The 13993-nt window shown below is 37.1% G+C and carries 13 protein-coding genes; 7 read left to right on the top strand and 6 right to left on the bottom strand.

Features of this window, described 5'->3' with window-relative positions; all coding sequences use genetic code 11:
- Positions 1–30: 30 nt before the first annotated feature.
- The 5 genes from JNG87_RS03485 to JNG87_RS03465 all read right to left on the bottom strand — a co-directional run bounded on the left by JNG87_RS03485 (position 31) and on the right by JNG87_RS03465 (position 4292).
- Complete coding sequence (locus JNG87_RS03485; protein WP_202844191.1) at positions 31–1266, bottom strand: MFS transporter; 1236 nt, start codon at positions 1264–1266, stop codon at positions 31–33.
- 92 nt (positions 1267–1358) lie between these two features.
- A complete protein-coding gene (locus tag JNG87_RS03480; protein ID WP_110008421.1) occupies positions 1359–1721 on the bottom strand; it encodes a hypothetical protein in 363 nt (120 codons plus the stop codon).
- Positions 1722–1790: 69 nt separating this feature from the next.
- A complete protein-coding gene (locus JNG87_RS03475) occupies positions 1791–3290 on the bottom strand; it encodes a GH3 auxin-responsive promoter family protein (protein ID WP_202841710.1) in 1500 nt (499 codons plus the stop codon).
- Positions 3291–3424: 134 nt separating this feature from the next.
- Positions 3425–3715 (bottom strand): hypothetical protein, encoded by a 291-nt coding sequence (locus JNG87_RS03470; protein WP_202841708.1) that lies wholly within the window; start codon positions 3713–3715, stop codon positions 3425–3427.
- A gap of 181 nt (positions 3716–3896) precedes the next feature.
- Positions 3897–4292, bottom strand: coding sequence for a hypothetical protein (locus JNG87_RS03465; RefSeq protein WP_202841706.1), 396 nt, complete (start codon positions 4290–4292; stop codon positions 3897–3899).
- A 252-nt stretch (positions 4293–4544) separates the two neighbouring features.
- Between JNG87_RS03465 and mfd the strand changes: the two genes are divergently transcribed.
- The 7 genes from mfd (at position 4545) to pth (ending at position 13392) form a co-directional block, all read left to right on the top strand.
- Positions 4545–7913, top strand: coding sequence for a transcription-repair coupling factor (gene mfd, locus JNG87_RS03460; RefSeq protein ID WP_202841704.1), 3369 nt, complete (start codon positions 4545–4547; stop codon positions 7911–7913).
- A gap of 373 nt (positions 7914–8286) precedes the next feature.
- Entirely contained in the window at positions 8287–9108 is an 822-nt protein-coding gene (locus JNG87_RS03455; protein WP_202841702.1) for a hypothetical protein, read from the top strand.
- Positions 9108–9935: a hypothetical protein gene (locus JNG87_RS03450; RefSeq protein ID WP_137904401.1), complete on the top strand. Its 828-nt coding sequence runs from the start codon at positions 9108–9110 to the stop codon at positions 9933–9935. The genes JNG87_RS03455 and JNG87_RS03450 overlap by 1 nt, the downstream gene beginning before the upstream one ends.
- A gap of 8 nt (positions 9936–9943) precedes the next feature.
- Positions 9944–10681, top strand: a complete 738-nt coding sequence (locus JNG87_RS03445; protein ID WP_202841701.1) for a hypothetical protein — start codon at positions 9944–9946, stop codon at positions 10679–10681.
- A gap of 152 nt (positions 10682–10833) precedes the next feature.
- Positions 10834–11709, top strand: coding sequence for a hypothetical protein (locus JNG87_RS03440; protein WP_202841700.1), 876 nt, complete (start codon positions 10834–10836; stop codon positions 11707–11709).
- Positions 11710–11808: 99 nt separating this feature from the next.
- Positions 11809–12741: a hypothetical protein gene (locus JNG87_RS03435; protein WP_137904398.1), complete on the top strand. Its 933-nt coding sequence runs from the start codon at positions 11809–11811 to the stop codon at positions 12739–12741.
- 87 nt (positions 12742–12828) lie between these two features.
- Positions 12829–13392 carry an aminoacyl-tRNA hydrolase gene (gene pth / locus JNG87_RS03430; protein WP_202841699.1) on the top strand — a complete coding sequence of 188 codons (564 nt, stop codon included), beginning with the start codon at positions 12829–12831 and terminating at the stop codon, positions 13390–13392.
- A 254-nt stretch (positions 13393–13646) separates the two neighbouring features.
- Here the strand turns inward: pth and JNG87_RS03425 are convergent, their stop codons facing one another.
- Positions 13647–13991: a hypothetical protein gene (locus tag JNG87_RS03425; protein WP_002982852.1), complete on the bottom strand. Its 345-nt coding sequence runs from the start codon at positions 13989–13991 to the stop codon at positions 13647–13649.
- Positions 13992–13993: the final 2 nt, after the last annotated feature.

The following is a 13993-nucleotide window of genomic DNA, read 5'->3' as shown; positions in this document are numbered from 1 at the left end:
CCGATTTTAAATAGGCTGGTAAACAATAAGTTAATATTGCATCTTTCTCAATTTAGGATTGGTGCTTCCTACAAGCAGTGCAACTAAAACAGTCATACAGCCGCCAAATACAACAGAGCGCACTACTCCCAGTAATTTGGCCATAAGCCCGCTTTCGAACTGCCCCATTTCATTGCTGGACATAATGAAAATGGAATTCACACTCAGAACACGTCCTCTGATATGATCAGGCGTTTTTAACTGAACAATGGTACCGCGGATCACCACAGAAATCCCATCCAGCATTCCGCTCATCACCAGAAACATAAAAGACAGCCAGTAGAGTTTTGATAACCCGAATCCGATGATGCATAACCCGAATCCGGTAACAACCGCAAGAAGTATTTTTCCCTGATTTTTCCGAAGAGGAACAATAGACAAAATAGTAATAATACACATGGAGCCAATATCTGAAGCAGCGTTCAGTAAGCCGAAACCTTCAGCTCCCGACTGTAAAATATCAGTCGCAAATACAGGGATCATGGCTACCGCACCACCGAAAAGTACGGCAAACATATCAAGGCACAGCGCTCCCAGAATTTCTTTGGTTTTAAAAATATACGAAATCCCTTCACGCATACTCTCCACTACATTTACTGTTTCCTTTTTATATTCAGAATGCTGTTTGTGAAGCTGCCAGAAGAATAACGACGCAACAAATATTAATGTTAAAATAGCAACCAGGGTCCATTTTACCCCGATAAACCCAATAAGAACACCGCCAATAGCGTGGCCGCAAACTGAAGATATGAGGAAAGTTGCCTGGTTTAAGGTTACTGCATTCGGAAGGTTTTCTTTCTTTACAATTTTAGGAATCATGGAAGGAACAATAGGACCAATAAAGGCTCTTGCTATCCCTGTGAAAAAAATAACTCCATAAATATAATAGGTAATCTGATGACCTGTAAAGTGCATTTCCACATTAAAGAATGCGGGAATCAGTAGAAGTCCGATCAGAAAAATATAAGCATAATTACAAATAAGGAGCAGTCTCTTTTTTTCGTTCATGTCAATAACATGTCCGGCATACAACGCACAGCTTACCGCAGGAATTACCTCAGAAAGTCCGATAAGGCCTATGGAAAAAGGATCTTTTGTTAATTGATACACCCACCATCCTAATAAAGTGGCAAGCATTCTGAAAGCTAAAACAATAAAAAATCTCCCGGTGAGAAGATTTCTGAATTCAACATTTTGTAATGTTTGTAACGGGGTAAAGGAAATCATGAACAAAAATAGCCCTAAAAATTTATTTAGGGCCATTTATATGTCAGTTTTTGAAAGATATATTAAATAAGTCTCAAAAGATAATATCTATTTTAGTCAGCTCTTGTAGAACTTAGTACGATAGCGGCAACACCTGCTGCGCCAATGATGGTAGCTCCTGCAGCAATTCTTGCCTTTCTTCTGTCTTTTACAGCAGCCACATTGGCTTTAGGAATAATTACTTCTGTACTGTCTTTTTTACCGGCTGTACCTACCAGATTTTCACCAACAACGTTTCTGAATAAGATGGTCTGCTTTGGTGAGCCATCTCTCATCGTTACTTTATATATTTTTCCGGCTTCAAGATTAGAGTAGTTGTTTTTTGAAATATCTTCGCTGTATTTTGTAGTAGCACAAGATGTAATAACAAATAAAGATGTTAGTAAAGATGATTTCAACAGTACAGATGCTTTCATTATTTTCTTTTAGTTTTTCAAATTTATAATTTTTTTTGAATATACGTTTTTGGAATTGAAAAAATATGATTAAAATTTGTAAATTCCCAATAAATCTGCAATCTTTCTGTCATTAGCCAATCTTGGTGTCTTATTCTGGCCACCTAATTTTCCCTGGGATTTGGCATATTCATGAAATGCTCCTTTCTTAAGTCTCGTAATCTGCAATTTCTGTAAAATATTCCCTGAAATCAAATCATCATAGTAAGTGTTTCTTTTACGAAGCTGTAGATCAAGTTCGTCCCTGAATGCTTCTGATTGCTCAGGTTCTTTTTCAAATTCAATCAGCCATTCGTGATAGGGAAGTCCTTCAGCCGGATTTACCTGCGGAGCCAGATGGAATTCTGTAATTTGTGCCGGATATTTTTCAAGGGTAGCCTTCATTGCTTCCTCTACCTCAAAAGCAATTACATGCTCTCCAAATGCAGAAGTAAAATGTTTTGTTCTTCCGCTTACCAAAACCCTGTACGGATCTTTGCTGATAAATCTTACAACATCTCCTATAGAATAAGCCCACAAACCGGAATTGGTTGTAAGAATTAATGCATAATCTTTATGAAGCTCAGTTTCTTTTAAAGTTAATCTTCTTGCTCCGGGCTTACCGTATTCTTCCAAAGGAATAAATTCATAGAAAATCCCGTGATTGGTTAATAATAAAAGTCCTTCTTTGGTATAATCATCCTGGAAAGCAAAAAAACCCTCAGAAGCAGGAAAGGTCTGAACAATATCTACCTTTCCTCCCAATAATTCTTCCATTTTATCCCGATATGGCTCGTAATTAACGCCTCCGGTAACAATAAGCTGAAGATTGGGAAAAAGCTGTTTGATTTTTTTACCGTGTTTCTCTGTTAGTTTCTCAAAATACATGATCAGCCACGGCGGAATTCCGGAAATCAGAGTCATATTTTCATGTTCCGTTTCCTCAATGATTTTATCTACCTTAGACTCCCAGTCTTCCATAATATTGGTTTCCCAGCTTGGCAGACGGTTTTTCTGAAGGTAATTGGGAATGTGATGCGCTACAATACCTGATAGCCTTCCCGTTTTTATTCCGAATACTTCTTCCAGCTCCGGGCTGCCCTGGAGAAAAATCATTTTTCCATTCACGAAATCAGCATTGTTTTTTCTGCTGATATAATGAAATAAGGCGCTTTGAGCTCCGGCAATCTGAAATGGCATTCCTTCTTTGGAAATCGGAATATACTTAGAACCGGAAGTGGTTCCTGAAGTTTTGGCAAAATACTCCGGAGTTTCTGTCCATAGAATATTAGCCTGTCCTTTTTTTACCCTTTCAATATAAGGTTTCAGATCTTCATAATCAGCTACAGGAACTCTGTCCTGAAATTCTTTTACAGAATGAATATTTTCAAAATCATGTTCCCGCCCGAAAAGTGTTTTTTGAGCAGTATTCACCAGAGAAAGGAGTAAGTCTTCCTGGTTTTTCTCAGCATTTTTTTTGAAATCCTCTGCTTTTTGGACGTGTTTTTTTGCCCAGATCAGCGCTGCATTTTTCTTGAAGAAGTTTAACATGGGTCAAATTTATAAATAAGTAGAGAATCTGAAATCATTTTTATGAAGCTTCACATAAAAAAACCGATGGAACTGGTTCCACCGGCTTTTCGAAATTTGATTATGAAAATAACAACTATATGTTAATGTTATGCTTATTTGTTTGCTTTGTACCTTTTATCAGGAGTGCCGTCTTTTTTCAGGTGTTTGTTTTCTTTATATCTCTTATCCGGAGTACCGTCTTTTTTCATTTTGGCAGCCGGTTGTGCAGGCTTAGCTGCTTTTGCATCCATTGCCGGTTTTGCTGCTTTCACTTCAGCCGGTTTGTCAGCTGGTGTTGCTTTTACTGGTGGATGCGCGGGAGTACTTTTAGCGGGAGCAGTCTGCTGAGCAGTGGCAAGTCCTAATCCCAGGATCAAAGACATTGCAGATAAGAATTTTTTCATAAGAATTATTGTTTGTTTTTTGTTGAATAAAGATATACAAAAAGCAGGCTACAAAACCGGGATTTTCAAACTTAACTAAAGTTTATTACAGCTTAAAAAAAAATTAAAACACTTCATTTACAATGAAAAAGCCTGTCTCCATTTACAGAAACAGGCTTGCATAATATATAAATAGACATGGCTAGCGCGTACAATTGGCTGTCCACGTTTTGCCATCCTTAGCGTATAATATTTTTAAGTCATTATTATCAATTCTGATGTAAGAAGTTGCTGTAGAACCAACCATAACAAGATTATGATCTCCTTCCTGATTAAACTCTATTCCGTTAAGATCCGGAATACTGTTGGAGAAAGCAAAATTATACTTGGTGCCACTGGCAATCTTTGTTACAAATACACTTCCGTTATCTGTGCTGATATTGGTGGATCCTCCGTCATTATAAGAAACTTTTCCTTTATAAGTTCCTGCGAAAAATTCATTGTTTACCGGATCATCATCTTTACTGCACGACGAAAAAGATAATGCTGTAAATACCAACAGCATCATAACTCCTAAGATTTTAATTGCTTTTTTCATAATATTATTCTTAAATGTTTGGTTATAACTTAAAAGCCAAACACTATGCCACGAAGAAAATAGTTGAATCTTTTTAACAGGTTATTAAATAAAATTGTAAAAAATTAAGAATTATAAGGGTAAGTCGTTCATTTTAAACCGTCAGTCCTTCCGTTTTTCAGAGGAAGAGAAAAAATATCCTTACCTTTGTGTATCATAAAACGGTTTCGGAAAACTCCCGAAATCGCTTTGTCGTTTATACCATCACTATTTATGCAGTTAAAATCCATCAATGAAAAGTTCCTTCCAGACCTTATGCAGAAAGAGTTTGGAAAAGAAATTTTTACCCAGTTAGAAAACAATCAGCATATTACCGTAAAGGGAAGTGCGGGATCTTCGGTTTCTATTTTTGTGGCGGAGCTATTTTTGGTCCAGAAGAAAAATATTCTTTATCTGGTAGATGATAAGGAGGATGCTTTGTATGCCAATACGGAGATGGAGGATCTTTTGGGTAAGGATAAAGTGTTATACTTTCCGGCAACCCACCTTGAACCTTACCAGGTAGAAAAAACTCAGAATGCGAATCTGGTTTTAAGAACGGAGGTCCTGAATAAAATAAATTCCGGGAGGTCTCCCAAAGTGATTGTTGCCTATGCTGGAGCTTTATCTGAAAAGGTATTGAAAAAGGAAGATTTTAAAGCAATTTCCCATCATATAAAAGTTGGGGATCAGCTTGATTTTGATTTTGTGGATGAACTGCTTAATCATTATCATTTCCAGCAGGCTGATTTCGTTTCAGAACCGGGAGAGTTTTCTGTAAGAGGAGGAATTGTAGATGTCTTTTCCTATTCACATGAAAAGCCGTACAGAATTACTTTCTTCGGTAATGAAGTGGAAAGTATTAAAACCTTTGATATCGAAACCCAGCTTTCGGTAGATAAAGTAAAAGATTTTCAGCTGGTGTCCAATATGAACTTTTCTGTGACGGGAACCAGAGTTTCTTTGCTGCAGTTATTGCCTGCGGAAAGTTTTGTAATTTCCAGAAACGGAATGGTGGGAATGCAGAAGATAAGAGCGTTCTACGAAAAGTCTCTGGAAAAATATGATAGCTTAAGTAAAGATATTGCTCACAGGACTCCGCAGGAACTTTTTATTTCTGATCAGGAGTTTTTGTTCGATTATAAAAAATTCAAAACGGTTGATTTTGGAGGAATAGTTATTGAAGGATTGAAAGAAGTAACTGAAGTAAAAATGGAGCAGCTTCCACAGCCTTCTTTTCATAAAAACTTTGAACTGCTGATTGAAGATATCGAAGAAAAGCAGAATGACGGATTTGATACCTGGATTTCCTTTTCAACAGAAAAGCAGAAAGAAAGGCTGGAGTCTATTTTTGAAGAACTTGAGCATGAACTCCCATTTAAAAGCTTTAAGTCTGAACTGCACGAAGGATTTGTCGATAATGGGCACAAACTGCTGGTTTATACGGATCATCAGATCTTTGACCGTTACCAGAGATATAAAGCGAAAAATACCTTTGCAAAATCTGAACAGCTTACCCTGAAAGACCTGATGTCTCTGAAAATCGGAGATTATATTGCCCATATCGATCATGGAATCGGGAAGTTTATGGGATTGGTGAAAGTGAACAATGACGGAAAGATTCAGGAATGTTTCAAACTGACCTATAAAAATGGAGACTTATTATATGTAAGTATTCACTCTTTACATAAGATCTCAAAATATAATGGGCCGGATGGAAAAGAAATCGTTCTGAGTAAACTGGGATCTCCGACCTGGAAATCTTTAAAACAGAAAACAAAAGCGAAGGTAAAGCAGATTGCTTTTGACCTTATTCAGTTATATGCCCATAGAAAAACGGCAAAAGGGTTTGCGTATACTCCGGATTCCTATCTGCAGAATGAGCTGGAAGCCAGCTTTATTTATGAAGATACTCCGGATCAGGAAAAGGCTACCGTAGATGTAAAGAGAGATATGGAAGCTGATACGGTAATGGACAGGCTTGTGTGCGGAGATGTAGGTTTCGGTAAAACGGAAGTTGCAATCAGGGCGGCATTTAAAGCGGCTACAGATGGAAAACAGGTTGCAGTATTAGTGCCTACAACTATTCTTGCTTTTCAGCATTACAGAAGCTTTAAAGAAAGGCTAAAAGATTTTCCGGTAAATGTTGCTTATGTCAACAGATTCAGGACAGCCAAGCAGAAATCTGAGACTTTAGAGGCTTTAAAGAACGGAAAAGTAGATATCATTATCGGAACGCATCAGTTGGTAAGCAGTTCTGTGAAATTTAAAGATCTTGGTTTATTGATTATTGATGAAGAACATAAATTCGGAGTTTCAGTAAAAGATAAATTGAAAACGCTGAAGAATAATGTTGATACCCTTACACTTACAGCCACTCCTATTCCGAGGACTTTACAGTTCTCATTGATGGCAGCGAGGGATTTATCCGTTATCAAAACACCGCCGCCGAACAGGCAGCCTGTGGATACACAGTTAATAGGATTCAATGAAGAAACGCTTCGTGATGCGGTTTCTTATGAGCTGCAGAGAGATGGCCAGGTATATTTTATCAATAACAGAATCGAAAACCTGAAAGATATTGCAGGGCTTATTCAAAGGCTGGTTCCGGATGCGAGAGTAATTACAGGACATGGGCAGATGGAAGGAAAACAGCTTGAAAAGAATGTTCTGGATTTTATGGAAGGGAAATATGATGTTCTAGTATCCACTACCATAGTAGAAAGTGGGGTAGATGTTCCGAATGCCAATACTATTTTTATCAATGATGCACATCGGTTTGGGATGGCGGATCTGCACCAGATGAGAGGAAGGGTAGGGCGAAGCAACAGAAAAGCATTCTGTTATCTGATCACTCCTCCTTATGACATGATGACCTCCGATGCCAGAAAACGTCTGGAAGCTATTGAACAGTTTTCAGATCTCGGAAGTGGTTTCCAGATTGCGATGAAAGATCTGGAAATCCGTGGTGCCGGTGATCTTCTGGGGGCCGAACAGAGCGGGTTCATCAATGAAATGGGGTTTGAAACTTATCAGAAATTAATGCAGGAAGCTTTGGAAGAGTTAAAAGATGATGCTGATTTTGAAAGTCTTTTTGAAAATGAAGAAGACAGACAAAAGCTTTTCAAATCTGTGAAGGATGTCAATATTGATACTGATTTAGAGTTGATGCTGCCGGACTCCTATATTTCCAATACTGAAGAAAGGCTGCTGTTGTATCAGAAAATTGCTGAAATTACCAACGAAGCAGATCTTCATCAGTTTGAACTGGAGCTGATTGACCGTTTTGGAGCTTTGCCGAAAGAAGCTGTCAATCTCTTAAAAAGTGTTTCCCTGAAATGGCTTGCTGCTGACATTGGCTTTGAAAAGATTGTCATGAAAAACGGAGTATTTTTAGGCTATTTCCCGGGAAATCCTCAGGATAAGTTTTATCAGACAGACAGATTCAGACATATTATTAATTATCTGACCCGGAATCCGGCTGAGGCTCAGCTTAAAGAAAAGTCCGGAAAAGAAGGTAATCAGTTGATGATGAGAAAAGAAAAAGTTAAAAATGTAGATGAGGTCAATCTTTTGTTGAAAGCAATCATTGAACATGATTAAATTTTAATTCCTGTTTACTGGAAATAATATCATAAAAATTATTAGAAACGTGTAAAAAACTTAATTTTTGCACGTTTTTTTTGTGATTCTTATCATGTTTTTGTTTTGTAATATTCCTGTTAAAGAGAATTAAGGCAGTTTTTGAGCATTTAAAATCACTTTTCAATGATTAAAAGAATCCTGTAAGTCCCCGTACAGTAAGGGTTTGAGACGTTATATGATTTTTTTAAGATGTTAAAAGTAGAGTTATGTAGAAATAATTCTACTTTTATGTGTGATTAATTCTATTCTGTAATGTGTTTATTTCTATAGGTTTATAGATGTATAACTGGAATTTTTTGGACTTCGTTGTGTACCTTTGCAGTCCTTAATTATGAAAACAATAATACATTGCTGCGTGGCTGGACTTCTTTCAATCTATGCCAACGCACAGGTGGGAATCGGTACTGCAAAACCTAAATCCGTTCTTGACGTGAACGGAAAAACCACCTTAAGAAAAGAACTTAGAGTAGGAGGTACTTCAACTCAGGCTGGAGAGGCCGGGTTAAACGGCCAGGTTTTGGTTTCTCAGGGCGAGGGTTTGCCTCCTGTGTGGAAATCTTTGAATGTTTCCTTTATGGAAGAGGGACAGTATAAGCTGATTAATTCTTATCTGTCGTCGGATCAAACGGGTATTATTTCACTTACGGACGGTGTTGCCGGTGATGGTATCTACACCAACAAAGTTGGGGATAACATTTCTGATATCACAAAAGGGAATTGGAAAAAAATAGACGGGCTTAGCAATACTTTTACCATCAAAAACGGGAGGAACAGGCTTACTTACCAGTTCCAGACCGGTATTGAGATGAAGGCTTCCACAGCTACTACAATACAAAATGTCAGATTTACCTGCGGTGTTTTCAGAAACGGAGCACTGGTAGCCGTACGCCCGGATAGAATCGCTTCCAATAATAACAGCGGAAAAGCCGGACTTCAGGATTATATCTTTACACTTAACTATACTGAGCAGAACGTTCCTGTAGGCGTTCATAATATTGATATTGCATGCAGAAAGATTGATACTTCAAGCACTGCCGCGCAATTTGCGATCGGACGTAATGTACAGTCTTCAAATGGAGCTTCCAGTGCATTTACTCTGGAATCTACCATGAAAATGGATGTTATCGAATACGTGAGCTATAAAAACAACTAATGATGAAAAAACTATTATCAACACTGCTTTTTAGCATAAGTCTTTTGGCGACAGCTCAGGTAGGAATAAAAACAGAGTCCCCAAAAGCAAAACTTGATGTAAACGGAGATGTGAATTTCAGAAATAAAATCGGGGTTTTTAATTCTGCTGATAATTCTGTTTTTCATGGAAATAATGACCAGATACTGGTTTCTCAGGGTGAAGGTTTTCCACCGATGTGGAAATCACTTCGAATTCCTGAATACGAACCTAATAAATTTTACCTGATTTATAACAACTCATTCTCGGATAATACAGGAATTACCTTTACCTCTTCCGAAAACTCTTCGGTAAGTATGACTTCGAGAGGAGGAACATTTACACAGGGAAAACAATATAGTACTCTTACCAACTTCAAGAAAATAGACGGGCTTTCACATGTAATCAGTGTATTCAGTACCCAAAGTAAAGCTTATTTTCAGTTTGAAACTGTTGTACAGGCAGATTTTGGGGCGGCAGGAAGTACAGACAACTCTATAGACTATGCTTGCGGAATTTTTGTGGATGACAAACTGGTCAACCTGAGACAGCGAAATTTGAAAGCCATTACTACGTCATATCCTTTCCTTACTCATACTCAGATCGGGATTGTAGATAATCTTTCCAAAGGAGACCATACGGTAAGTGTTGCATGTACAAGACTAGGTTCCTATGGTGCTTCAGGTACAGGAAATAAACTTACCATTGGAACTAATGTGTATAGCAATATCAACAGCTTTATTTCACAGTCTTCCCTTAAAATAGATGTGTATGAAGTTCCGGAAGTATTTAACACGATTATAAATTAAGAAGGATTATGAAAAAAATATTATTTGTTACATCTCTTTTGTTAGCAGCTGCAACAAATGCCCAGGTGGGTATTAATACTCCTAATCCGACTAATATGCTGGATGTGAACGGAGATCTTAACGTAGGAAAAGAATTAAGAACAGGAGGCACTGATTTACTGAAAGGTTCTGCCGGTACAGCTGGTGATATATTTCACAATAATGCAGATTTAGGTACAAATGACTGGAAAGCTATTAAAATTGCTGACGGGCAGGGAAGTATGTCTCTTTTTTCTATCAACACCGTTGCGGATAAAACCGGAATCAGCTTTTCTGGTGCCAGTGGTGCTACCAGCCCCTATGGTAATGGAGATCCTCTGACGGGAGGCTGGACTGTAATCCCAGGAACAGTAGATACATTTTCTGTTACCAACGGTACAAACAAAGCTACTTTTTCATTTCAGACCACTGTTCAGAAGACAGGTACAAATTCTGCAAGTTTTGCCTGTGGTGTTTTTATAAATGATGCCCTTAGAGCAGTGAGAACAGATGTGTTATTGGGGGACAGCGGTGCTTATAAGATTTTTAACCTTAATGCTACTCTTACCAATCTTACTCCCCAAAATCAGTATTCCGTTAAAGTAGCCTGTATAAAAAGGGCTATTGCAGGAACAGTACTTGGAATAGGAACAGCGGTGGATACAGCTTTTCTCAACAGTGATATGTCGCAGTCTGTTTTGACGACATCCATATTGCAGCCTTATTAATTTTCACGATCATACAATAATAGGAAATCTAAAAACGTTATGTTTTTAGATTTTTTTTGTTTATTAACTCTATTTCTTGTGAATTTGTTCAGATAAAGTAAAGTGTATTATCAAAAATTGAATTATATTTGGACAAGCTAAAAAAATTCTATATGGTAAAAAACTATTTTTTTAAAATGTTTGCCGGTATTGCTTTTCTTGGGCTGCTGACAGCATGTACTACTACCTCTGATCCCACAGAATCCATCCCGAATCCGGATGACGGGCCACCTCCTAAAAAGATTTTATCGAAGGTTAGTTCGAATAATGTTTCTCAGGAAGAATATGCTACTACAGCGGTAACCGGAGATCTGCAGACTGCAGTATCTAAAGATGAGTCTTTTAGCGGAAGTGCTTATTATACAGCAACGGTAACATACACCAATAAAAATATCACTAAAGTCAAATATGTAAGTTCAGCAGCATCCAGCCTCTCTTACGAATTTAATATTGTTCCTGATGCTACAGGTAAAAAGATTTATAATGCTACTTCTACAGCCACCGGAGCAACGCCATCTGTATCTGTTGTAAGTGACTATGCATTTACCTATAGTGCGACCACCAATAAGCTTACCAAAATTCTTGAGAAGAGAAAAGAAGGTGGAATCAGTGCCTATAACAGATTTATTGACTACAGTTTTGTGTACAATGGTGATAATGTTATTCAGGTTGTTTGTTCCAAAGGTCTGCTGGATATCAACGGAAACCCGAATATGAGTACAGCCGTGATAAGCAAGTATAGTTTCCAGAACTATGATAGTCAGAAAAGCCCGTATTCTACCTTGCCATCAGTTTATTTCATCACCCGAAGTCTGATCAATCCGGCACAATTCTACAAAATATCTCCAAACAATCCCACTTCTATGTTTATAGAATTACCATCACCGGCTGCGCCTGTTAATACGGCTCAAAGCTATTCTTATGATAATCAGGGGTATGTGGTTGTTGAGAAAAATCAGAATGTAACTTTTACCTATAAAAATTTATAGTAGAAATATAGTTATTAATCTTACCAGAATATAAATAATATTACAAATTTTAGGCAAAAAAAAATTATATTTGTCAAAAAAATAATCAATTACAAGGAAATGAAGCAAATTTTCTATTTTATTTTACTGATCGCAGGTTTCTCCTCAGTACATTCCTGCAAGGATATGCTGGATGAGGATGGAAATCCTTTGCTGGATCTTAACGAAACAGGAGGGTTAAGCGGTCCCAGAGCATTATACAGAGAAATTACAGATAAAGATACTATCGCAGAATATCGTTATAGCGGGCTTCTCGTGACTAAAGTAATCACAGACAGTGCTTCTATCACTGATATTATGTACAGTGGCGATAAAATCAGCCAGATTAATTTTAATGGTTTCCTTGATCTGGACGGAAACGGGAAACTGGATAAAGACAGCGTATCCTACACCCAATTATTCTCTTACGGAAACAACAGCAAACTTCAGACGATTTCTGAAAACCGTTCTATTTTCAGAAGAACTCCACCTGTAATACCTGGAGATCCTCCGGGACCACAGACTTTGTTGAGAAAAGAGAAAACATCTTATCAGGTTAAGTATAGCACTGCCACAGGAAAACTGGATTCAATCATTATGAGAAACGGTCCGGATGTTCCAGGAGCCCCACTTAATTTCACCGATTATTCTAAGACAGCTTATACTTACGTAGGAGATAATGTTTCTAAAGTAGTAAGACACTACGGAACAATGACAGGAGGTGCATTTGGTGCCGTTACCGGAAAATACAGCTACGAATACTATGCATATGATGAGCAGGTAAGCCCATTCACATTGTTACCGCATGTATATAAAATTTCAAGATTATTATCTACAATAATCAATGATAAAGAAAGCCTTATCTTGTCTCCGAACAACCCTAAGAGATGGTCGGTAACAGATCTTACACCGCCAATTCCAACACCGGTTGTGAAGAGTACCAATTACGTTTATGATCCTCAGACTTACATGACAAAAGGATATGGCGTTAATTATATCTATAAACCACAATAGAAGAATTTTTTTAACAATATTCAAACTCAATCTTTCCTAAGATTGAGTTTTTTATTTTTTATACCTTAATTTTGCAAAAAATTTCTGATGAAATATTTAATTGTCGGGCTTGGTAATAAAGGCTCTGAATATGAGAATACACGACATAATATAGGATTTAAAGTAGCTGAGAAAATAGCGGAAACCCTTGAAGTATCATTCAATACCTCCAATTTTGGCTGGCTGGCAGAAGGAAAGCACAAAGGCAGAAAAGTTTTTGTCCTGAAACCGGACACCTATATGAACCTTTCCGGAAATGCAGTGAAATACTGGATGCAGAAAGAAAATATTCCTTTGGAGAATGTTCTTATTGTAACTGACGATCTTGCTTTACCTTTCGGGACTTTAAGATTGAAAGGAAAAGGTTCAGATGCAGGGCACAACGGACTTAAAAATATCAATGAAGTATTGCAGACTCAAAATTATGCAAGGCTTCGCTTTGGAATCTCTGCAGATTTTGCTGCCGGAAGACAGGTAGACTATGTATTAGGAACCTGGAATGAAGAAGAAGCTGAAAAGCTTACGGAAAGAATAGAAACCTTTGCAAAGGCCGGTCTTTCTTTCGTTTTTGCCGGATTGAATAATACGATGTCTGCTTTTAACGGAAAATAATTCAGAATTGGAATCAAGAGGATCTAAATATAATAATATTTTATTTAAAAGAATGACTATCTCAAAAAAGAGGTAGTCATCTTTGATCATTTTAAGAGTGATTTATTAGCTAAATCTATACTGGATTTCCTAAAATCTTAGGTAAAATCTTCTGATTTAGAAATATCAATTTTTTCCACTTTGCTAAAATGTTTGACTCTTCAAATCATTTATAATATTATTTTGCTAAACTTGTGAATTTTTTATAAGTTTTTTCATATATAATTGAGATCGGGTTTTCCAAAAGGTTCCCCCATTATTTGAAGAGTATTTTTTGCCATTTCTCTTACTTTATTCCACTCTGAATTTGAAAAATCATCCAAATCAACATTTCTTAAACACCATTGTATTTTAATATTCAAACGTAAAATCGATGCTATTGAAGCGTTGGAAAATTTATTATTTTCGATAAGAGAAGGTAATAATAAAAAGACATTTTCAAAACTTGATGTAACATCATCTGGAACATCTGCAAAATCGGGTAAATATTTCTCCTGTTCCTCTAACGAAGATGCTAATAATTTTAAACTTTCTACTATTTTTTTATATTGATTTTTCATAT

It is taken from the genome of Chryseobacterium cucumeris, from assembly GCF_016775705.1.
Classification (GTDB): domain Bacteria; phylum Bacteroidota; class Bacteroidia; order Flavobacteriales; family Weeksellaceae; genus Chryseobacterium; species Chryseobacterium cupriresistens.
The sequence above is the reverse complement of the archived record's forward strand: the minus strand, read 5'-3'. Positions and strand labels throughout refer to the sequence as shown.